This window comes from Micromonospora sp. NPDC004704 (genome assembly GCF_053601675.1).
On record NZ_JBSGCD010000010.1, the window covers coordinates 95,600 to 120,223 of the forward strand.

5 protein-coding genes are annotated in these 24,624 nt (G+C 73.5%); all 5 read left to right on the top strand.

Annotated features, from left to right (window positions below; genetic code table 11):
* The first annotated feature begins 25 nt into the window (after positions 1-25).
* Genes ACWEFB_RS16530 through ACWEFB_RS16550 form a run of 5 tightly spaced genes read left to right on the top strand, consistent with a single transcriptional unit; the run spans position 26 to position 24,390 of the window.
* Positions 26-20,848: an SDR family NAD(P)-dependent oxidoreductase gene (locus ACWEFB_RS16530; protein ID WP_452286224.1), complete on the top strand. Its 20,823-nt coding sequence runs from the start codon at positions 26-28 to the stop codon at positions 20,846-20,848.
* Positions 20,845-21,780: an LnmK family bifunctional acyltransferase/decarboxylase gene (locus ACWEFB_RS16535; RefSeq protein WP_452286226.1), complete on the top strand. Its 936-nt coding sequence runs from the start codon at positions 20,845-20,847 to the stop codon at positions 21,778-21,780. The genes ACWEFB_RS16530 and ACWEFB_RS16535 overlap by 4 nt, the downstream gene beginning before the upstream one ends.
* Positions 21,777-22,019, top strand: a complete 243-nt coding sequence (locus ACWEFB_RS16540) for an acyl carrier protein (RefSeq protein ID WP_452286228.1) — start codon at positions 21,777-21,779, stop codon at positions 22,017-22,019. Before ACWEFB_RS16535 ends, ACWEFB_RS16540 begins: the two co-directional genes overlap by 4 nt.
* The gene (locus ACWEFB_RS16545; RefSeq protein ID WP_452286230.1) at positions 22,016-23,251 is read left to right on the top strand and encodes a hydroxymethylglutaryl-CoA synthase family protein; all 1,236 of its coding nucleotides are present in this window, start codon (positions 22,016-22,018) and stop codon (positions 23,249-23,251) included. The genes ACWEFB_RS16540 and ACWEFB_RS16545 overlap by 4 nt, the downstream gene beginning before the upstream one ends.
* Positions 23,248-24,390 carry an alpha/beta fold hydrolase gene (locus ACWEFB_RS16550; RefSeq protein WP_452286232.1) on the top strand — a complete coding sequence of 381 codons (1,143 nt, stop codon included), beginning with the start codon at positions 23,248-23,250 and terminating at the stop codon, positions 24,388-24,390. The genes ACWEFB_RS16545 and ACWEFB_RS16550 overlap by 4 nt, the downstream gene beginning before the upstream one ends.
* Positions 24,391-24,624: the final 234 nt, after the last annotated feature.

The following is a 24,624-nucleotide window of genomic DNA, read 5'->3' on the forward strand; positions in this document are numbered from 1 at the left end:
CACCGAGACCCGGAGGAGGGCTGCGATGGCTGGTCTACAGAGCCGGTTCCGGCTCACCCATGACGACTTCGTCATGCGGAACCACCGGTTGCACGGCGTGTCGGTGCTTCCCGGCGTCGTCTTCTTCGACCTCGTCTACCGGACCGCCATCGCGGCGGGCTGGGACCTGCGGCGACTGTGCGTACGCGACACCGTGCTCGCCGAGGCGATCGTCACCACGGAGGGCTTCGACCGCGAGGTCGTACTCACCATCGACGAGCACCACGACGGCGGCCACCCGTTCACGGTCCGGAGCCGGTGGCTGCGGGGCGACGAACCGGTCTCCGGGTGGCACGACAACGCGCACGGGCTGGTCTGCTTCACCGACGAGCCGCTGCCGTCGCCGGTCGACCTCGACGGACTCCGCGCCACCGCCACCCGTCAGAACCAGGTCGAGGTGCTGTACCAGCGGGCGATCCGCGAACACATCCGGCACGGCGCGGCGATGCGCTGCCGAGGCACCCTGCACACCGGCGGCGGTCAACTGCTGGCGGAACTCACGAGGGAGCACTCCGACGCCACGCTCGACGCCGGATTCCATCTGCACCCGGCCTCGCTCGACGCCTCGACCCTTGCCGGGTTCGGGCAGGTCGGCATGCCTACCGACGACCCGTTCGTGCCGATGTTCGTACGGGAACTGCGGGCCCCCGAGGGGCTGCCGCCGACGTGCTACGTACACGTCGCGAGCCCCGAACGGCTCGCCACCTCCGGCGACGTGATCACCACGGACTACACCATTCGCGACGAGCACGGCCGATTCCTGGCCGGCTTCACCGGCCTCACCTGCAAGCGGATCCGTGAACCCGGCGTCGTGCACCGCCTGCTCGCCGAGGTGGCAGGCTCCCCCGCGTCGCCGCCCGCCCCGGCGGTGACCCCCGCCGGGCAGCTGCCGCCCGCCCCGGCGGTGACGCCTCCCGCGCAGCCGGCGGTCGCGGTTCCCGCCGGCAACGGCTTCACCGCGACCCTGCGGGCCGTGGTGGCCGAGGTGCTCGGCCGGTCACCCAGCGAGATCGCGACCGGAACCGGCTTCTACGACCTCGGCCTCGACTCCGTCACCCTGCTACGGCTGACCGAGCGGGTCGAACGGATGGTCGGACAGAGGTTGTACCCCACCCTGCTGTTCGAGCACACCACCGTCGACGCGCTCGCCGCGTACCTGTCCGCCCACCACAGCCTGGCCGCGGCCGGGACCGAGGTGACCGGCTCGACCCTGTCCTTCGCGGACGAATGGGTCCCGGCGGACCCGGAGCCGTCGAGGGTCGACCTTTCGGACGTGCTCGTCGTCGCCGCCGCGCCGCCGGCCGGGCTGGCCGCCGCGTACGTCGAGTCCGTGCAACGGCTCGGAGCGCTGCCGGACGTCCCGACCGTGATCGTCCTGGTGACCGCCGACCCTGCCGCCGACCTTTGGCGGGCCGCCACCGCGCTCGTCGACGCCGGGCCTCGTGACCTGTTCGTCGTGACAACCGGCGAACTGACGCCGAGGCAGGCCGCGACCGCTGCGCTGGCCCGTACCGTGACCGCCGAGGTCCCCGGGCTGCGCTGCCGATTCGTCCACGTCGCCGACCCGGACCGGCTGGCCGACGCGATACGCGCGGAACTCGGCGCCGCGGGCGTCGAGCCCGAGGTCCGCCACGTCGGCGGGCGGCGGCTCGTCCGACGCTGGCGCGAGGTCGTGCTGGCTGCCGAGGGCGACGACCGGGAACCGTTCCGCGACGGCGGGGTGTACCTCATCACCGGCGGCTCCGGCGGGCTCGCCGAACTCCTCGCGACGGACCTCGCCCAGCGGCACCGGGCGCGGATCGCCCTGCTGTCCCGCACCGAGCCCGCGCCGGGACTCGTGCAGCGGTGCCGGGCCGCGGGTGCGCAGGTCCACGTGGTGACCGCCGACGTGACCGACCCCGCCGACGTACGTGCCGCGGTCGCGGACATCCGGCAGCACTTCGGCCGGATCGACGGCGTTTTCCATTGCGCCGGGATAAACCGCGACGGGGTGTTCTTCCGGGGCGACCCGGCCGACCTCGACACCGTCGCCGGGCCGAAACTCGACGGGCTGCGCCACCTCGACGCTGCCACCGCCGACGACGATCTCGACTTCCTGGTCGCGTACTCCTCCGCGTCCGCCGACGTCGCCAACCCGGGCCAGGCCGCGTACGCCTTCGCCAACGCCTGCCTGCGTCACGTCGAGCGGCAGGGCCGTGGGCGTACGGTCGTCATCGGCTGGCCGCTCTGGGCCGAGGGCGGGATGCGGGTCACCCCCGACGTCGTGCGGCGCTCGTACGAGCAGACGGGCCAGGTCCCCATGCCCACGCCCGCCGGGCTCGGTGTGCTGCGCGGGGCGCTGCTCAGCCCGTACGACTCCCTGCTCGTGTTGCACGGGACACCGGAACGCCTGCGCGACCTCGTACCCGTGGCGCCCGACGCCTCGCCGCCCGAGGTCACCGCGCCGGAACCCGTCGCGGAACCGGTCGGCGACGCGATCGCGGTCATCGGTCTGGCCGGTCGGTATCCCGGCGCGGAGGACCTCGACGCCTTCTGGCGCAACCTCTCGGGCGGCGTCGACGGGATCACCGAGGTCCCCGCCGGCCGCTGGAACCACGCGGCCCTGTTCGACCCGGACAAGCACACACCGGGACGCACGTACGGCCGCTGGGGCGGGTTCCTCGACGGGGTCGACCGGTTCGCGCCGGCGTTCTTCGGGGTTTCCCGCCGCGACGCCGAGCGGATGGATCCCCAGGAGCGGCTCTTCCTCACGGCCTGCTGGCAGACCCTGGAGAACGCGGGGTATCCGCCCGAGGGCCTGCGGGGCGAGGTGGTCGGCGTCTACGCGGGCGTCATGTGGAACCACTACCAACTCGTGGATGGTGCGTCGGACGGCGTGGCCCCGACCGCCATGCACTGCGCGATCGCGAACCGGGTGTCGCACACCTTCGACCTGACCGGACCGAGCCTCGCCGTCGACACCGCCTGCTCGTCGTCGCTGACCGCCGTGCACCTCGCGGTCGAGAGCATCCGGCGGGGGGAGTGCACCCTCGCGTTGGCCGGTGGGGTGAACGTCACCGTGCACCCGCAGAAGTACCTGCAGTTGGCGCAGGGGCAGTGGCTCTCCGTCGACGGGCGGTGCCGGGCCTTCGGCAGCGGCGGTACCGGATACGTGCCCGGCGAGGGCGTCGGCGCGGTCCTGCTCAAGCCGCTGTCGCGGGCACTCGCCGACGGCGACCACGTGTACGGCGTCATCCGCGCGACGGCCCTCAACCACACCGGGCGTACCGCGGGCGCCACCGTACCGAGTCCCGGTTCGCAGGCCGCCCTCGTCCGTGGCGCCCTGGACTCGGCCGGTTGGGACCCGGCCACCATCGGCTACGTCGAGGCGCACGGGACCGGCACCGCCCTCGGCGACCCGATCGAGGTCGAGGGGCTCCGGCAGGCGTTCGACGGCGCCGACCTGCCCGCCGGGGCGTGCGCGATCGGCTCGGTCAAGTCGAACATCGGGCACCTGGAGGGCGCCGCAGGCGTGGCCGGACTGACCAAGGTGCTGTTGCAACTGCGGCACCGCGCACTGGTGCCGTCGCTGCACGCCGAGGAACTCAACCCGCACATCGACTTCGCCGCGACGCCGTTGCGGGTGCAGCGGACGCTGGAACCGTGGATCCCGCGACCGGGTGTGCCCCGTCGCGCGGGCGTGAGCGCGTTCGGCGCCGGTGGCACCAACGCCCACGTACTGGTGGAGGAGTTCGTCCCCGGTCCCGCCGCGGCGCCGGACGGCCCGGCGCTGGTGGTGCTCTCCGCGCCCACCGCCGAGACGCTGCGCGCGTACGCGGCGGCCATGGCGGCCGGGCTGCCCGCGTCGGCGGGTGTGACCGGGGCCGTGGCCCAGTTGCTCGGCGTGCCCGAGGAGGCGCTGGAACCGTCGGCGACCCTGGGCGACCTGGGACTCGCGCCGCCGCGCCTGGTGGACCTGGTGGGCGCGGAAGCGGTCGGCGGACTCAGCGTGGCGACCCGGCTCGACGAGCTCACCACGGACGGTGGCGCGGGTGACATCGCCTTCACGACGCAGGTGGGGCGGGCGGCGTTGCCGGTCCGGCTGGCCGTGGTCGCGCGGGGAGTCGCCGGACTGCGCACCGCGCTGCAACGGTTCGCCCGGGGTGCGGACACCGCCGGAGACGTGGTGGTCTCCGGCGCCCCGGTCGACGGCGACGTGGTCGCGCTGTTCCGGGCCGGACGCCTGGATGAGGTGGCACGGCACTGGGTGGGCGGCGGCGAGGTGGACTGGGCGGCCTGCTACCCGGACGCGCGGCCCCGCCGCGTACCGCTGCCGGGTTGCCCGCTCCCCGAGGAGCGGTGCTGGCTCGGTGGTTGGGAGGCGTCACAGGGTGCTGTGGTGTCCCCGCGGGTCGATGCGCCCGCGGCGGCCCTGGAAACCGGTGCTGACCGGCCCGGCCGGCCGGACGCGACGAACCTGCCGGATGCGACGAACGGGCCGGATGCGACGAACCGGCCGGATGCGACGAACGGGCCGGACGCGACGGAGGCGGGGGGCGTGGCGGACGGGCCCGAGCTTGAGTTCCGCATCCTGGACCACGGCGTCGCGTTGCTTTCGATGCGATCGCCGATGTTCACCGCGGGTCTGCTGGACGCGTTGGGGGAGGCGTTCGCGGAGGTCGAGCGGCGCGACGACGTTCGTGCGGTCGTCGTCACCGGTAACGGTTCCGTGTTCAGCATGGGCGGCACCCCCGAGGCATTGCAGACCCTGGCCGAGGGCGGCGGCACGTTCACCGACGCGGCGTTCGTGTACGAGGGAATGCTGCGCTGTACCCGGCCCGTCGTCACCGCGGCGGCCGGGCACGCCTCCGGTGGCGGACTCGCGTTCGCCTGCTACGGCGACGTGGTCGTCCTGAGCGAGGAGTCCGTGTACAGCGCGAACTTCACCCGGTACGGCTTCACCCCCGGCATGGGCGCGACCTACGTCCTCGAGCAGCGCTTCGGTGCGGCTCTCTCCGCCGAGATGCTGCTGACCGGGCGGTCGCTGACCGGCGCGGAACTGCGCCGTCGCGGCGCCAACGTGACCGTCCTGCCGCAGGACGAGGTGCTGGCGGCGGCGCTGGACCTGGCACGGTCGATGGCCGACAAGCCGGCGCCGGTCGTGCGGTTGCTCAAGAGCGAGTTGGCGGGCCGGATGCTCAGCCGGCTGCCGGAGATCATCGCCAGCGAGGTACGCATGCACGAGAGCGTGCTCGGCGCCGAGTCGGCCGCACTCGTACGGGAACATTTCGCCAAGGTCGATGACTTCCGCGCCGGGGTCACGCCGGAGCCGGAGCCGACTGCCGGGCCGGGGCTCGACGGCGACGGGGTCCGCGAAGCGGTGGTGGAGATCGTGGGCGCGTTGCTGTACCTGCGCCCGGACGAGGTCGTGCCGTCACGCAGCTTCGCCGACCTGGGCCTGGACTCCATCGGAGCCGTCGAGCTGGTGCGCGACCTGAACCGCCGGTTCGGCACCGACCTGGACTCGGTCGCCGTCTACGACCATCCCACCGTGCCCGACCTCGCCGAGGCCGTGCTCCGCAACTCCGCCGAGTCCGCCGCGCTGCACATCCAGGCCACCTCGCCACCGCCTGCGCCGGTTCCCGCCACAGCGCCCGTTTCCCCAACGTCGCCGGCTGCGCCCACGGCGGCGCCGGCTTTTTCCACGACGTCCGGTGCGCCCATGGTGCTCGCTGAGCCCGCGGTGGCGCCGGCTTCGTCCACCGGGGCCGGTGGGGTGAGCGCCGGGCCGCCGCCGTTGGTGCTCACACCGCCGTCCCCAGGACCCGGACCCGCGCCGGTCGGGGAGTCGGTGTCGGGGCCACCCCCGTTGACGTTCGCCCCGCAGCCACCGCAGCCGGTGGTGCGACCGCGGCCTGGCGGGACGCGCGCGACCGACCCGCCCGTGCCGATCGCCGTCATCGGCATGGCCGGACGGTTCCCGGGTGCGCCCGACCTGGAGGCGTTCTGGGACAACCTCGCCGCCGGCCGATCCTCGATCCGGGAGGTGTCCGCCGACCGCTGGGACCTGACCGGGATCTTCGACCCCGACCCCACCACGCCCGGCACCACCCGCAGCCGGTGGGCGGCCCTGCTCGACGACGTCGACGCGTTCGACGCCGGGCTGTTCCGTGTCTCGCCGCTCGACGCCGAGGCCATGGACCCCCAACAGCGGCTCTTCCTGGAACAGGCGTGGGCCGCGCTGGAGGACGCCGGGTACGCCGGCCAGGCGATGCGCTGCGGCGTCTTCGTCGGCTGTGGCGCCGGGGACTACCCGCGCCTGCTGGAACGGCACGGGCAGGGCGACACCAGTGAGGCGTTCCTCGGCAGCGCCAGCTCGATCCTGCCCGCCCGGATCGCGTACCTGCTCAACCTGACCGGGCCCACGATGGCGATCGACACCGCCTGCTCGTCGTCCCTGACCGCCGTGCACCTGGCCTGCGAGAGCCTCCGCTCGGGCAGCTGCGACACCGCGCTCGCCGGTGGGGTGGCCGTGATGTGCACACCCCAGATGCAGGTCTGGACCAGCCAGACCGGGATGCTGTCGCCGACCGGGCGGTGCGCGCCGTTCGACACGACCGCCGACGGCATCGTCCTCGGTGAGGGCGTCGGTGCCGTCGTACTGAAGCGGCTGGACCGGGCGCTCGCCGACGGCGACCACGTGCACGGGGTCCTCCTCGCGAGCGGTGTGAACGGCGACGGCCGTACCAACGGGATCACCGCGCCCAGTGCGGTCTCCCAGGCCGCGCTCCTGCGCGAGGTCCACGCCAGGGCCGGCGCCGAGGTCGGTTACGTCGAGGCGCACGGCACCGGCACCGCCCTCGGCGACCCGATCGAGGTCAAGGCGCTCGCCCAGGTCGCCGGTCCGGACCTGGTGATCGGCTCGGTCAAGGCGAACATCGGCCACACCACCATGGCAGCCGGCATCGCCGGCCTGCTCAAGGTCCTGCTCTGCCTGCGTCACCGACAGCTACCGCCGACCCCACACGTCGACGCGCCGATCCCCGGGCTTCCGGTGGTCACCGAACGCGTCGAGTGGCGCGGCGAGCGGCTCGTCGCGGGGGTCAGCTCGTTCGGCTTCAGCGGCACCAACTGCCACGTCGTCGTTGCGGAGGCGCCCAGCCGGCCGGCGGGCACCGGGACCGGGCCGGTCGTGGTGCCCGTGTCCGCCCGGACCGCGACCGCGCTGCGCGAACTCCTCGACCGGCTGGCCCGGCACCTGTCGGACACCGCCGCCGACGTCCACGACGTCGCCACCACGCTCGCGCTGGGCCGGACCAAGCTCGCGGTACGTGCGGCGTACGTCGTCACGGACACCGCCGACCTGGTACGGCAACTACGCGGCGGACCCGTGGCACCCGGCGTGCCGGCCGAGCTGGTAGCGCTCGCCGAGCGTTGGGTCGGCGGCGGCGAGGTCGACTGGGCGGCGCTGCACACCGGCCGGCGGGTGCCCCTGCCCATGTACCCGTTCGCCCGCGACCGGTTCTGGGTCGGCCGCGACCGTACCGTGTCGGCTCTCGCGCCGACCGACCGGCTGGTGGCCGAGCACACCATCGGCGGCGAACCGGTCCTGCCCGGCGCGGCGTTCCTGCGGTCGGCGACCAGCGACGGCACGCCTCGGGTCGCCGCCGTGACCTGGCTGCGGCCGGTTGTCGTCGGCGCGCCACTGACCACGGTAGTCACCCGGAACGACCGGATCACCCTGACCGTCGGCGGCGAACTGTACGCCACCGCCACCCGGCGCGACGCGGCCGTCGAACCGGAGTCGCCGGGCCGTCTGGATCTCGCCGCGGTCGAGGCCCGCTGTCCCACCCCGCTCCGGGTCGACGAGCTGTACGCGGGATTCGCGCGGGCGGGTCTGGCCTACGGACCGTCGTTCCGGGTACTGACCGCGCTGCGGGTGGGTGCCGGCGAGGCGGTCGGGAACCTCGTTGCCCGAGCCGGTGACGAGGTGCAGCTCCTCGACGGGGCGATGCAGGCCATCGCGGGGCTGCTCGAACCGTCCGACCGACCGCTCGTGCCCTTCGGGGTCGAGTCGGCGTTCGTGACCGAGGGCCTTCCGACGCAGGCGCGGGTGCACGTCACCCGCCGGGACGGCCACCGGTTCGACGTCGTGCTCACCGACCCGGCCGGCCAGGTCCGGGCACGGCTCGACGGCGTGGCGCTACGACCCCGGGACAGCGCAGGGACAACACCTGCCGAGCCGGGTTTGTTGTATCTGCCGACCTGGTCGGAGACCGCCCCGCTGACCGGTGAACCGCCCGTTGGCCGGACCGTTGCCGTGCACACCGCCGCCGACGCGTCCCTCGCCGCCGCGCTGGGCGCCGACGTCACGCTCCGACTCGGGGAACTGCCGCATGACCGGTTCGACACGATGTACGTACTGGCGCGGACGGACGACCCGGCCGCGCCGCCCGAGAACGACACCTCCACGCTCGACGCCTTCCGCCTGCTGCGCGGCCTGCTCGACCTCGGCGCGGACCGGTACCCGCTGACGTTGACCTTCGTCGTGGCGGGCGTTGCCGGGCTGGCCGGCGAACCGGTGAACCCGCACGCCGCCGGCCTGGTCGGGCTCGCCAGCGCGATCGCCGCCGAGTATCCGCAGTGGTCGGTCACCTGTGTCGACGCCGGGCCCGGCGACGCCACCCCACTGGCCGCCGCGATCCGCCGGGAACGCGGCGCCGACCGGCTCGTCGCGCTGCGGGGCAACCGTCGCCTCGTCCGTACCCTTGAACCGGTCGCCGAACCGCCGGCGGCGCCGGCACCGTTGCGCGACGGCGGCGTCTACCTCATCCTCGGCGGCACCGGCGGCATCGGGATGGCGGTCAGCCGGCATCTCGCCCGCACCAGGCGTGCCCGCCTGGCGTGGCTCGGCCGTTCACCGGAGGACGACCGCATCCGTGGCCTGGCGACGGAGATCGAGGCGCTCGGTGGCCGGGCCGTGTACCTGCGCGCGGACGCCGGCGATCCCGAAGCGGTCCGGTGGGCGGTGGCCGAGGCGCGACACCGGCTCGGCCCCGTCAACGGTGCGATCCACGCCGCCATAGCACTGCGCGACCGCTCGCTGTCCATGATGGACGACATTGAGTTCGCCGAGGCGCTGCGACCGAAGGTCACCGGCCTCGCCGCGCTGGCCGCCGCGCTCGACGGCGACCCCCTCGACTTCCTCGCCGTTTTCTCCTCGGCACTGTCCTTCGCACCCGCCCCCGGTCAGGCCAACTATGCCGCCGCGAGCACGTTCGAGGACGCGTACGGGCTGGCACTGCACCGGCGTGGCCGGCCGGTCCGCGTGGTCAACTGGGGCTACTGGGGCAGCGTCGGCATCGTCGCCGACGCCGGTCACGCGGCCCGGTTCGCAGCGCTGGGCATCGGCTCCATCGAACCCGCCGAGGGCATCGCCGCGCTGGAACGGATCCTGGCCGGTTCGTACCCGCAGGTCGCCGTCCTCAAGGGCACACCGCAGGGCCTCTCCACCCTCGGCGTCCGCCCGGCCGCCGTGCAGCCACACACGGTGCCGGGCGGCGAGCCCGACCCGATCACGGACCCGGCACTGACCCGCTCCAGCGACGGGTTCCGGGCACTCGACGGGCTGGCCCGCGACCTGCTTCGCGACCGGCCCCTCCCGGCCGTCGCCGGCCCCCTGCGTGCCGCTGTCGCAGCCGCGACGGCGGAGCCGAGGACCGGCCTGTCCGCCACCGACCTGCTGGCCCGGCACCCCGACCTGGCGCCGCACGTGGAGTTGCTCAACCGATGCGTCGACGCCCTGCCCGGCGTCCTGCGGGGAAGCATCCCGCCGACCGAGGTCCTGTTCCCGGGCGGCACCACGGACCTGGTCGCCGCCGTGTACCGGGGGCAGCGGGCGGCGGACTTCTACCACCGGCTGATGGCCGCCGAGGTGTCGGCCGCGCTGAGCCGGGTGCACGGCCGACCGGGTCGGGTACTGGAGATCGGAGCCGGCACCGGAGCGGGCTCGGCGTTCGCCCTCGAAGCCTGCGCCGGCGCACGCTACGACTACACCGACGTCACCGCCGCGTTCTTGCGCGAGGGCGAGGAGCGGTTCGGCGTACGGTTCCCGGGCCTCGCGTTCCGGGTTCTCGACATCGAACGGGACCCGGCCACTCAGGGTTTCGAGACCGGCACGTACGACGTCGTACTGGCCACGAACGTGCTGCACGCCACCGAGGACGTGGTCCGCACCCTGCATCACGCCCGATCACTACTGCGCCCCGGTGGCGTACTGCTCGTCAACGAGGTCACCCGCGCCTCCGACTTCCTCACCGCCACGTTCGGGCTGCTGCCGGGTTGGTGGCGGTTCACCGACGGGCACCGGCGGCTCCCGCACTCGCCGCTGCTGTCGCCCACGGGCTGGCGGGCGGCCCTCTCCGAGGCGGGCCTGACGGTCCGGATCGCCGGTATGCCCGGAGTCGCCGACGACGCGCAGGAGCAGTGCGTCCTCGTCGCGACCGGAGGTGCTCCGTCCGCCGAGCCGGCCCTCGCGACGGTTCCGGCGGCGTCCGTCCGGGAGTACGTCCGGAACGTGTTCGCGGAGATGCTGAAGTACCGCCCGGCGGAGCTCGACGACACCCTCACCTTCGACAACTTCGGCGTCGACTCGCTGGTGAGCCAGCGGATCGTACGCCGGTTCGAGGCCGACCTCGGCGACCTGCCGGCGACGCTGCTGTTCGAGTACCTGACGATCGGGCAACTCGCCGACCACCTGGCCCGGGAGCGGCCGGAGCGACTCGCCGCGACACTCCGTACGGCACCGGTCGAGGCTGTCGTGCCGCAGCCGGTGCCGGCTCCCGCCCGTACCTCCGCCACCGTCACGGCGGGGCCGGAACCGATCGCGGCCGGGCGGGAACCGATCGCGGTCGTCGGGGTCGCGGGCCGCTACCCGGGCGCGCGGAACCTGGACGAGTTCTGGCAGAACCTGGTCTCCGGCAGGACCTCCATCACCGAGGTGCCGGCGGACCGGTGGGACTGGCGCGAGCACTTCGACCCGCGCCGAGGCCGACCCGGGCACACGTACAGTCGATGGGCCGCCTTCATCGACGACGTCGACCGGTTCGATCCCGCGATGTTCGGGATCCTGCCCAGCGACGCGGCCGCGATGGACCCGCAGGAACGGCTGTTCCTGGAGACCGCCTGGCTGCTGCTGGAGGAGGCAGGCGGGCTGGGCGCCGAACTGCGGCACGACACCGGGGTGTTCGTCGGCACGATGTACGGCTCCTACGGCCGGATCGCCGCCGCGCAGGGCTGGCCGGAGGGCCGGTACACCGACGGGCATTCGGCGTACTGGTCGATCGCCAACCGGGTGTCGTACACCCTCGACCTGACCGGGCCCAGCTTCGCCGTCGACTCGGCGTGCTCGTCGTCGCTGACCGCCGTCCACCTGGCCTGCGAGAGTCTCCGCCGGGGCGAGTGCTCCGCCGCGATTGCCGGCGGCGTCAACCTGGTCCTGCACCCGGCGCACCTGATCGCGCTCTCCTCGATGACGATGCTGTCCGCCGACGGTGCCTGCAAGGTGTTCGACGAGCGCGCCGACGGGTTCGTCCCCGGCGAGGGTGTCGGTGCGGTACTGCTCAAGCCGCTGTCCGCGGCGCAGCGCGACGGTGACCGGATCTGGGGTGTCATCGAGGGCGGTTTTGTCAACGCGGGCGGCCGGACCGCCGGCTACACGGTCCCGAATCCCAACGCACAGGCCGACCTGGTCGTCCGGGCCCTCGCCGAGGCCGGCGTCGGGCCCGCCGACGTCGGCTACCTGGAGGCGCACGGCACCGGTACGGCCCTCGGTGACCCGATCGAGATCGCCGGCCTGGCCAAGGCGCTCGGCACGGCCCGGCCGGGGTCCCGGCCCGTCGCCGTCGGATCGGTCAAGGGCAACATCGGCCACCTGGAGGGTGCCGCGGGCATCGCCGGGCTGACGAAGGTACTGCTGCAACTGGCGCACGGCACGATCGCCCCCTGCGCGAACCTCGCCACCGTCAACCCGCGCATCGACCTGTCCGGCACCTTCGTCCTGCCCACCGAGGCGCAGCCGTGGACGGGGCCCAGGCGGGCCGGAATCAGCTCGTTCGGCGCCGGCGGTGCGAACACCCACCTCGTGGTTGCCGGGTGGCCCGCGCCGGAGCCGGCGCCCGTCCAGCCCGGCCCGCACGTCGCGGTGCTGTCGGCGCGGACGCCCGCGCAACTGCGGGCGCTCGCGTCCGCCGTGGCCGACCACGTCGAGCGCGGGCTCCCACGGCTCGACCAGCTCGCGTACACCATGCAGGTCGGGCGCGCGGAGCTCGCCCACCGGTTGGCGGTCGTCGTTTCGGACACCACCGAACTGGTACGGCGGCTGCGCTGCGGTGACGTCGTCACCGGTGTCGTCGGGGCCGACCCGCTGTTCAGTGGGGACGGCGGTGCCGAGATCACCGCAGGGCTGCTCCGGCAGGGCAGGCTCGACAACCTGGCGGAGCTGTGGGTACGCGGCGTACCCGTCGACTGGGCGAGCCGGTGGAGCGTCCGGCCGGGGCGGGTGACCCTGCCGCCGTACCCGTTCGAGCGGCAGCGGCTGTGGCTGCCGTCGCCGACCGGATCACCGTCTGCCGGGAACGGCGACCATCTGGTCGGCGGGCAGGGGGTCATGCCGGGCGCGGCCTCGCTGGAACTGGTCTGCTCCGGTCTCGGGGCGTCGTTCGCCCTGCACGACGTACGGTGGCGGGCGCCGCTGCCCGCCGGTGGGCACAGCCGGCCACGGGTGCGGTTGGACGACGGCAGGTTCACCGTTGCCGACGCCGGAACCACGTACCTCACCGGCGGCTACGACACCTCCGCCCGGCTCGCCGAGACCGTCGACCTGGCCGAGGTCCGGGCCCGCTGCGGCGACGCGGTCGAACCCGCCGACCTGTACGCGACGATGCGCGCGGCCGGCCTGGAGCACGGTGAGCGGATGCGGGTGCTCCGCGACATCCGGGTAGGCGACGGTGTCTGCCTCGCCCGGATCGAGGCCACCGAGCGCCCGCTGGTCCTGGACGGGGCGTTCCAGGCGCTCGCCGCGCTGCCCGGCCCCGACCGGTTGCAGGTGCCGGCCGGTTTCGCGGCGCTCGTGTGCGACGGTCCGCTGCCCACGCGGTCCTGGGTGGTGGCCGAGGACCTCGCCGGCGGGACCGCCGAGCGCCGGTTCCGACTGCGGATCACCGACGACGCCGGGCGGGTCCTGCTGCGCGTCGACGACCTGCGCGTGGTGGCGCCGCCCCCGGGGCCGCCGGTGGAGATCGATCCCTGTGTGTACCTCCGCCCGGAATGGACGGACGAGCCGGTGTCCGTCACCGGAGCACCGCCCGCCCGGATCCGGGTGATCGGGGATGGTCCGACGTTCGGCGGTCGGGCGGACCAGGCCGAACCGGACGCTGTCCTCGTACACCTGCCGGCCGTGACCGGCGGGCTCGCCGACGAGGTTCGCGCGAGCCTGCACACGGTCCTGCGGGCGGCGACCGAGGTCCTCGGCCGCGACCCGGCCGCGCAGCTCCGGGTCGTCGTCGGCTGCCCGGACGAACGGCCGGCGTACACGGCCGTCTCCGCGGCCCTGCGCACCCTGTCGCTGGAGCACAGCGGGTTCTCCGGGGCAGTGGTCCGGGGCGGCGTACCCACCGACGGGGACCTCCGGCACGTGTCCGGCCCGCCGGAGGAGCGTGTCCACGACATCCGGTACGCCGCCGGGGTCCGCCAGGTGCGCCGGATGGTGCCCTTCCGACCCGGCACACCGGTACGGCAAACCGGCGGCGTGTACGTCGTGATCGGTGGTACGGGCGCGATCGGCCGCCATCTCGCCGCGCACCTCGTCGCGACCCGCGCGCCCGCCGCGGTGGTGCTGGTCGGCCGGACCGCTCCGTCGGACCACGACTTCGCCTTCGTACGTGCCGACGTGACCGTGGAAGCCGAGGTGCACCGCGCCGTCACCGAGGTCCGGGACCGTTACGGGCGGATCGACGGGGTGATCCACGCCGCCGGGGTCCACGACGACGCCCGGGCGCTGGCGAAGTCGACCTCGGGCATCGATGCGGTCCTCGCTCCGAAGGTCTTCGGCCTGCGGTACCTCGTGGACGCGCTCGGCGCCGAACCGCCGGAGTTCTTCGCGCTGTGCTCCTCGATCGCGGGTCGTACCGGGAATCTGGGGCAGGTGGACTACGCGTACGCGAACGCGTTCCTGGACGAGTTCGCGGCGGGTCGACCCGGCGTGGTGTCGATCTGCTGGCCGCTGTGGGCCGACGGCGGGATGGCGGTCGACGACGCCACCCGCCGCCTGTTCGCCCGGCGTTGGGGTAGCGAGCCCCTGGGTACCGTCGAGGCGCTGCACGCGTTCGATCGCGCGGTCTCGGGATCCGACCCGGTGGTCGCGGTGCACCGCCCGACGGCGGTCGCACCGCTCGAACCGCCCGCCGACCCTCGTCCTGACCTGGACCTGGACCTGGACCTCGAACTGCGCGGGTTGGCCGCGGGCTTCCTGCTGGTCGACCCCGACGAGGTCGATCCGGACACCGGGCTGCTGGACCTCGGCTTCGATTCGATCTCCCTGACCGGGCTGGTCAACCAGGTCAACGACCGGTTCGGCCTGGATCTGCTCCCGACGGTCCTCTACGAGCGCCCGACGCTGACCGCCCTTGCCGCCCACCTCCGCACCGTGCTCCCGACCCCGGCCGCGTCGACCCCTGCGGTGATGGCCCCGGTCGTGGCGACTCCGGCTGCGTCGACTGTTGTCGCGGCGACCTCGGTCGTGGCGACCTTCGGCGAGTTGGCCGATGTCGAGGTGGAGTCTGGTGCGGCGGATGCCGGCGGTGTGGTCCGCGACGCTGCCGTGGCAGATGTGGGCGACATAGTGGGTGCCCCTGCGGTTGCGGATGCCGGCGCTGTGCCGAGCCTGGACGAGGGGGCCGTGCCGGCCGATGCGGTGGCCGTGGTCGGGATGGCCGGGGTGCTGCCCGGCTCGCCGGATCTGGACGCCTTCTGGCAGCACCTCGTCGATGGCGACGACCTCGTCCGCGCCGTACCGTCCGACCGTACTGACCTGCTGAACGACCCAGCCACCGCCGGGATCCGGGCCGGTTTCCTCGACGACGTGCGCTCCTTCGACGCCGCCAGGTTCGGGATCGCTCCCCGCGAGGCCGCGCTGATGGACCCGCAGCAGCGGCTGTTCCTGCAGACGGCGTGGCAGGCCGTCGCCGATGCCGGGTACCGGCACGCGGACCTCGCCGGCACCGACACCGGGCTGTTCGTCGGGGTGTCCGCGTGTGACTACGACGACCTGTTGCGTGCGCACGACGTGCCGGTCGAGGCACACACCGCCAGCGGCCTCGCGGACTGCATCCTCGCGAACCGGGTCTCCTACCTGCTGGACCTTCGCGGCCCCAGTGAGGCGATCGACACCGCCTGCTCCAGCTCACTGGTCGCGGTGCACCGAGCGGTACGGGCACTGGTGTCCGGCGAGTGCTCGATGGCGCTCGCCGGTGGCGTGAACGTGTTGCTGAGCCCGGGACTGTTCGTGGCGTTCCAGTCCTCGGGCATGCTCAGCCCCGACGGGCGGTGCAAGACGTTCGACGCGTCCGCCGACGGGTACGGACGCGGCGAGGGATGCGGCGTCGTACTGCTGAAGCCGTTGCGGACGGCCCTCGCCGACGGGGACCAGGTGATCGCCGTCATCCGGGGCAGCGCGGTCAACCACGCCGGTCGCGGACCGTCGCTGACCGCGCCCAACCCGGAGGCGCAGGCCAGGGTGATCACGCGGGCGTACCGCGCGGCCGGTGTGGAGCCGGCCCGTGTCAGCTACATCGAGGCGCACGGCACCGGCACCCGTCTCGGTGACCCGATCGAGATCGAAGGTCTCAAGAAGGCGTTCGACGGGGTCGACGGCGCGATCGCGGTCGGTGCGGTGAAGACCAACATCGGCCACCTGGAGGCGGCCGCGGGTATCGCCGGGCTGCTGAAGGTCCTGCTGTCCATCCGGTACGGGCAACTGCCGCCGACCCTGCACCAGCACAGCCGCAACCCGTACCTCCGGTTGGACGGCACACCGTTCACCATCCTGGACCGGGGGATGCCCTGGACCGGCGACCGGGTCGCGGGAGTCAGCTCGTTCGGGTTCGGCGGCACCAACGCCCACCTGGTCCTGGAGTCACCGCCGCCCGTCGAGCCTCGCCCGGCGCCCGGCCCGTGGCGGCTGGTCCTGTCGGCGGACACTCCCGGGGCGCTGGAGGCGTACCGGAGGCGGCTGGCGCGGTACCTCGTGAGCGGATCGGACCGTCCGGACCTGGCACGTGTCGCGTACACCCTGCAGACCGGACGCGAGGCGCTCCGGCACCGGTTCGCCGCTGTCGTCGCCGACGTCGCCGAGGCGACCGCGGTGCTGCTCGGCGGCGCGCCGTCCCGCCTGGACGACCTCACCAGCGCCTGGCTCGCTGGCGCCGACGTCGACTGGGCCGCGCTGTGGGACGTGCACCCGGCCCGGATCTCCGTGCCCGCACCGCCGCTCGACCCGCAGCCGTTCTGGTTCGACGAGCGCACCCGCCGGACCGACGTGGACCGGCCGGCGGCTCCGGAGCCGCCCGCGCCGGCCGTCCGCACCGCCGCGGGCCGGATCGTGCTGCGGGACCCGTCGCGCTCACGGGCGAACGGCAACGTCACGCCGAGCGCCACTGTCAACGGCACCACGACCGGCAACGGCCCGGCGAGCGGCAAGGGCACGGCCAACGACAACGGCATGGCGATCGGTACGGCGAGCGGCCACCCCAGCGGCGCGGCGAGCGGGAACGGCATCCCCAGCGGCACGGCGAACGGCGTCCGTGTGGCGCGCGATGCGGGGTCGGCGCTGACCGTCCCGCCGCCACCGCACACCGTCCGGGTCGTGCACGTCCCCACGGAACCGGTACACACCCCACCGGCACCGGCACCGGCACCGGCACCGGCACCGGCACCGGCACCGGCAGCCGTGCTGACGGCCGCCGCTCCGACGGCCGCCGCTCCGACGGCCGCCGCTCCGACGGCCGCCGCTCCGACGGCCGCCGCTCCGGTGGGCGCGCCGGTGGCGACCGCTCCGGTGGGCGTGGTCGCCGGGCCGCCCGGCGAGGTGGCCGAGGTGGTCCGCGAGTGCGTGGCCAGGGTGCTCGGCACCGACGCCGCGCAGATCACCGCCGACCGGGCCTTCGCCGACCTCGGCCTCGACTCCATCTTCCGGATGGAGTTGGCGCGGCTCGTCATGGCGACGTTCGACGTCGAGCTTACCGCCGCCGACCTGTACGAGCACGACACCGTCGAGGCCGTCGCCGCGCTCGTCGCGCGTGGTGCGCAGGGGAAACGCCCCACGGTGGACGCCGATCCGGTCGAGGGGATCGTGACCGAGGCGCTCGGACATCCGGTGGAGCACGGGCGGTCGTTCGCGGACAACGGGCTCACCTCGTTCGACATGCTGCGGGTGGTCGGCGCACTGGAACGGCGGTACGGCGCGCTCCCCAAGACCCTGCTGTTCGACCAGCCGACGATGGCCGACCTCACCGGGTTCCTCGCCGGGCGCGCCGAGGCCACGACCAGGACGGCGACGGCGCCCGCCACCAGGACCGTCGAGAGCGACGCCGAGGTCGACGGCGAGCCGGTCGTGGTCCGCAAGCGAGCGCTTCCCGGACGACCAGCGCTCCGGGGACTCATGGCGGACCTCGACCGCCGGTACGCCAAGGAGGGCGGGCTCGCCGGCCGGGACATCGCGCCGTACGCGTTCGTCGACTCGGCGCGAGCCGGCTACGTGAACTTCTCCGTACGCGGCGACGATCTGTTCGCCTGGAGCTTCGTCGGGCATCCCGACCACTTCCACGACCTGGTCGCCGAGTGGATGGCGTGGGCACGCCGTGGCGCCCTGCGCCCGAACTTCCTGTCGCTCGCGCACCTGAGCGAGGTCGCCGGGGAGCCGGTCACCGCGACCCCGTTCGGAGCGGTGCAGCGGCTGACCGACCTGTCGACATTCACCACCACCGGCGGCAGGATGCAGCGGCTGCGGAACCTGCTCCGCCGTTTCGAACGCGCCGGGGCGTGCCGCACCGAGGAGTACCGCACCGGGGCGTCCCCGGACGTCGACCGGCGCATCGTCGAGCTGATGGACTCCTGGGGTCGCCAGAAGCAGATGGTGAACCCGTACGTCGGTGTGGTCCGGGAGGAGATCCGTACGGGCGCACTCGATCCACGGCACCGCGTGTTCCTCACGTACGTCGACGACACCCTGGTCAACGCCGTCATCGTGACCCGGATCCCGTCGGAGAACGGCTACCTGCTGGATCTTGAGTTCTATCCCGACTCCATGCCGAACGGCGGCCTGGAATGGGCGATCACGCAGATCATCGAGCGCACCGCCGCCGAGGGGTGCACCTCGTTCAGCTTCGGGGCGAGCTTCGGTGTCGCGATCACCGAGTCGCCGAACGCGGACCCGGACGTGGCCGGTGCGCTCGAGGAGCTGCACTCGATCGGTGTGTTCGGCACGGGCAACTTCCAGTTCAAGAACAAGTTCCGGCCGGAGAACACGCCGATCTACCTGTGCCAGCCGGCGACCGGCGACCGGACGTCGGTCACCGACATCATTCTGATGATCGGGAACCCGGACCTCGTCGACTCCTCCACCCCGAGCCGGGCATCGGGCGACGCCGAGGTGGTGCGGGCGACGGCGGACGCCGTACCCGCGCCGGCGGCGGGGCAGGGGCGGGAGTGGGCCGAGGTGCTGGCCGCGCACGGGTACAACGCCCTCACCGTGCCGGCTGAACTGGTCCCGGTCGACCTGCTGACCGACTCGTGGGCGGAGCGGGCCGACGGGTTCATCGCCGTACGGATGCGGGAACTGGCCACCCGGTCCGACCCGCCCGAGCTGACCGAACTGGACTGGCTGCCGTTCGCCGAGGTGCTACCGACCAGATCCGGACGCTCGGCCGAGGCGCTGCTGTGCCGCTGCCATCCCGGCCCCCGGGGCGTGGTGCTGCACACCGCCGTCTTCCCCACCTGGCTGCTGTCGCTCGTCGATCTCGGCTATGAGCCGGTCCAGGTCGGGAACGGTCGGCTCGACCCCGGGGCGCTGGCGGCGGAACTGGCTCGGCGGCCGGCGGGGGCGGTGTCGTTCGTGGTGGTCGAGGCGTCCAACAACGCCGCGGGCGGGGCCCCGATCGAACTCGACGCCCTCCGTGAGGTACGCCGGGTCACCACCGGACACGGCGTACCGCTGGTCCTGGATGCCAGCCGGATCGTCGAGAACGCCGTCTTCCTCACCAACGACGACGGCGATCCGTGGTCGGAGGTACGGGAGTTGCTCGCGCTCGTGGACACGGCGACCTTCAGCCTCTCCAAGGACTTCGGGGTCACCTCGGGTGGGCTGGTCGCCACCAACGACACCGAACTGGCGGCACGGCTGCGGGAGGACGTGGCGCGTCGCGGCTGGGAGGTCGACCGGTCCACCCGTACGACGCTGCGGGCCGCCCTTGCCGACCGGGCCGGCGTCGCGGAACTCGTACGGCGGCGCGTCGCTGCCGTCCGGACGCTCCGCGACGGCCTGGGCGCCGCGGGCGTGCCGGTCGCGGACGCGGCCGGTGGGCACTGCCTGCTGCTCGACGTCGCCCGGATGCCCGGGTTCGCCGACCAGGAGCACCCGGTGATGTCCTGCCTGGCGTGGCTCTACGCCGGCGCCGGGGTCCGGGGCGCGCCGCACCTGGCGAGCGGGCCGCTCGCCGGCACCGTGCGCCTGGCGGTTCCGGTCGGGTTCGGGCCGGCCGACGCCGAGTTGATCGTGGCCCGCATCGCGGCGCTCGTCGCCCGGCCCGGCCCCGTGACCGAGTTGGTCACCGGGGGAGTCCGGACGGCGGGGGAGGCGGCGCGGGCGGTCTACCAGCCGGTCGAGCGGGTGCCCGAGGACGTCCGGGAGGCGTTGCGCGACGAGCGCAGGCCGTCCGACGACAACGCGGCCGTCCTGCGGGAGTACCAGCCGGCGGTACACCGGCAGATCGTGTCGGCGGCCGGCGCCCGGGTCGAGGTGTTCACCGCCGGCGACGGCCCACCGCTGCTGCTCACCCACCCGTTCAACATCGGCGCGGGCGTGTTCGCCCGGCAGTTCGCCGGGCTGGCCGAGCACTACCGGGTCATCAGCATCCACCACCCCGGCGTCGGGGCCACCACCGGCGCGTCGGACATCACCCTCGACGGGCTCGCCGCCCTCGAACGGGAGGTGCTGCGCGCGATCGGGGTAACCGGCCCGGTCCACGTCGCAGGCGCGTCGTTCGGCGGGCTCGTCGCGCTGACCTTCGCGCTCAACCACCCGGCCGACACGGCGTCGCTGTGCCTGCTCGGCAGCTCGTACAAGATCGGCAACCGGGTTGGCGAGATCAACCGGCTCGCCGTCGTGGCGGCACAGGACCTCGACCGCACGATCGAGGGCGCCGGCGCCGGCGCCGGCGCCGACCGGCTCCGGCGCGGGCGCGCCGACGTCGAGGCCCTGCTGCTGCGCTGCGAGAGCATGGACCCGCAGACCGGCCTGCGATACCTCGACGTGTTCGCGGCCCGGCCCGACCTGCGCCACCGGCTCGGAGAGCTGGACCTGCCGGTGCTCGTGGTGCAGGGCCGACACGACACCGTCATCCCGCTGGAGACCGCGCGGCTGGTGCACCGGGGCATCCGCGGCGCGCGGTACGCCGAGATCGCCGATGCCGGGCACTTCCCGTACCTGACCAGCCCGGACGCCTGCAACCGGCTCCTGGCGGACTTCCTGGCGAGCGTACGGAAGGAGGCGTCATGACCGTGCTCACCCCCGAGCTTGAACTACTCGGCCCCGACGCGACGACCCGCACGACCGTCGTCCGGCCCGGGATGTGCGGTCCCGGCTCGCTGTTCGTCGGGCAGATCGGTGACTGGACCTGGGACACCGTCAGCGCGGTCAGCGGCACCAACGTCTACACCGCCCGCGACGCCGGCGGGGCGCCGACCTACCTGGCCTTCCACTACTTCCACCTGCGCGGCGGCGCGGACCTGCACGTGCGCGGCATGACCTTCGGCGACGTGCTGCGGGTGGACTCGCGAGCCTTCGCGTTCGGCAGCGAGTCCGTGCTGACGCTGCACGAGATCCGCCGGGGCGACGTACCGGCCCGAAAGATCGACCCGGACGAGTTCTACGCCCACCCCGACCCGGCCTGCCTGTACGCGCAGAACTTCAACCGCTGGGTCGTACGCGGCCCGTCCGGTGGCAACGGTGACCTGCGCAGCGCGTCGCCGCCCGGGTTCCGCCACGACCACCTCCCCGCCCTGCCGGCCCGCTACTCGCCCAGACGCGCCTACGGCGACCTGCGCGACCTGTACGCCGCGCCCGAGCCGGTGGACGGGATCGACCGGCTGGTGCTCGACTACCCGGTTGATCCCAGCCGCGACCTCAACGGCGTCGGCCTGCTGTACTTCGCCGCCTACTTCTCCATCGTCGACTGGGCCGTGCTGCGGTTGTGGCGGCACCGGGGCGGTACCGACGCCGGGTTCCTCCGCCGGGTCGTGCTCGACCAGCGCCTGAGCTATCTGGGCAACGCCGACGCCGGCGCGGTGCTGCGGGCTCGGGTGAGCCGGCAGTCGGGCGGCGACGTGCCGGGCGCCGACGAGACCGTACGGGTGGTGCTCACCGATCGCGACACCGGACGGCCGATCGCGGTCGCCCTGCAGCAGGTACGGACGGAGGACCAGAGATGACCGACACGGACCTCCGGCGGGTGGTGTACGAGGTGATCATGGAGATTCTCCCGTCGGTCTCCGACCAGCAGATCTCCGGTGACAAACACCTGCGCGACCTCGGTGCCGACTCGATCGACCGGGTCGAGATCATCCTTGGCCTCCGCGAGCGGCTCGGCATCGACGAGCCCCTCGGCAGCTTCAGCGACCTGCCCGACATCGACCGTCTGGTCGGGTTCCTCCGCGAGGTGACCACGTGACCGCCGGCATCGAGGCCCTCAACGTCTACTGCGGGGTGGCCGCCGTCCCGGTGCCCGTCCTGTTCGAGGGGCGGGGACTGGACCCCGCCCGCCTCGACAACCTCATGATGACAGCGAAGTCGGTCGCGCTGCCGTTCGAGGATCCGGTCACGCACGCCGTCAACGCCGCCCGGCCGATCGTCGAGGCACTGGACCCGGCCGACCGCGACCGGATCGAACTGCTGGTCATCTCCACCGAGTCCGGCCTCGACTACAGCAAATCGATCGCGTCGTACGTGCACCGCCACCTCGGGCTCAGCCGCCGGTGCCGGGTGTTCGAGGTCAAGCAGGCCTGCTACGCCGCGACCGGGGCCCTGCAACTGGCCTGCGGGTACCTCGCCTCCGGTGTGTCGCCGGGCGCCAAGGCACTGGTGATCGCGACCGACGTGTCCCTCGTGGACGAGGCCGCCTCCTACACCGAACCCGCGATGGGCACCGGTGCCGCGGCCGTGCTGCTCGGCGCCGACCCGCAGGTCCTCGACGTGGACCTGGGCGCGTTCGGCACGTACAGCTACGAGACCCTCGACTCGGCCCGACCCGGCCCCACCTTCGACATCGCCGACGCCGACCGGTCGCTGTTCGCCTACCTGGACTGCCTGACGAACGCCTACGGCCACTACGCGGAGAAGGTCGAGGGGGCCGACTTCGCCACCACGTTCGCCGGGCTGGCGATGCACACGCCGTTCGCCGGGATCGTCCGCGCGGCGCACCGCAAACTGGCCCGCGACCATCGGCTCCCCGACGCCGAGACGGACTTCGCCCGCCGGGTCGCGCCCGGCCTGGAGTACCCCCGCCTGGTCGGCAACCTCTGTTCCGGCTCCGTATATCTGGCCCTGGCCAGCCTCATCGATCACCTGCGCACGGAGGAACCGATCCGGGTCGGCCTGTACTCGTACGGCTCCGGCTGCGCCGCCGAGTTCTACAGCGGACTGGTGGACGCCCGGTCCACCGCGGCGGTCGGCCGGATGCGCATCGGCGAGCACCTCGCCGGCCGGTGCGAGCTGACGTTCGACGAGTACCGGCGGATTCTCGCGGACACCGCCGACTGCCTGGTGCCGGTGGCGGACAAGCGGATCGACCCGCAGCGCAGCGCGGCGGTCCTGGAGCGCGTCGGCACCCGCCGGGAACTGCTCGCCTGCACCGGCACGCAGGGCTACCACCGCACCTACGAGTGGATCGGAGTGGGCGCATGACCGCCGTGCTGGACCTCGCCCGCGCACTACTGGCCGCGGAGCCGTTGCTGAGCGCCCTGCCGCAGCCGGTACGCGTACGGTGCACCGACCCCGGTACCGCCGACCGCCTGACCCGGCTGACCGACCTGCTGAAACTGCCGACGCTGACACCCGTGTCCGACGCGGCCGGGCTCGGCCCGTTCGAGCGGGTGGTGAGCGAGTTCCTGAACCTCGGCGTGGGCCCACCGCTGCCCCACGGCGACGACGACATCGCCGTGGCCGAGGCACGCCGACGCGACTTCACCGGCCGGTTCCCCCGCACCGACGTACGCACCGGCGACGGGGTCGTGCTTCCCACCTACTCCGCCGGCAACCCGGACCGGCCGGCGGTACTCATCGCGTCCGCGTGCGGGATGCCCGCCCGCCTCGCGGAGGGCTGGCTCGACCGGCTGTCGCGCGACTTCTTCGTCCTCGTCCCCGAGACCCGGGGCCTGTTCGCGGCCGTGGACGGGTTCACCGGCAGCGCCGACGTCGGAGCCCAGGCCGACGACCTGCTCGCGGTCCTGGACCACTTCGCGCTGGAACGCGCGCACCTGCTCGGGCTGTGCGGTGGTGCCGTGGTGGCCGTCGTCGCGGCAGCGCGCAAGCCGGACCGGGTGTCGTCGCTCAGCCTCTGGCACGGCGACTTCGACCTCGGCGACGAGAGCTCGAAGACCGACCACCAGCGCAACCTGCAGGCGTTGATGGCGCTGGCGGCCCGGGGCCGGCAGCAGGCGGCGGCCGTGCACGCGGTGCTCGCGAACACGATGCTCGGCGTCGCCCCGCCGCAGCTGGCGCATCTGGTGGTCTACCCGTACGCGACGCCGGACCTGCTGCGGCTCTACTGCCAACTCAACGGCGACATCATGGCCACCGACGTTCGCCCGTACCTCGCCGGCCTGACCCACCGCACCCTCGTCGTCACCAGCGAGGACGACCACACGGCGGACCCCGCCGGGTCGCGGGCCGTCGCCGCCCGGCTCACCGGGGCGGCGCTGCACGTCGCCCCGCACGGCGACCACCTGTCCCTCTTCCGCGCGGATCCCCAGCTCGTGGATCTCGCCGCGCGGTTCATCGCCGGGGACGCCGTCCCCGGCCCACAGATCCCCGCCGGCCCCTGAACGGCGGGTGGCACCGAACCCCAACCAGGAACGGAGAGGAGGTGTTCCCCATGACGAAGGAGACCGAGACCCGGAAGAAGGCCCTTCCGGTACGCAAGCTCGAGTCCGTCAAGGCCAGCGCTGCTGTGCCGTGCGGCCCGTCCCCGGTCTGACCGACCAACGCGGGGGGTCCGGAAACGGGCCCCCCGCCCTCGATCCCGCAGTTTCCGCACAGTCTGAGGAGGTGTCCCCAAG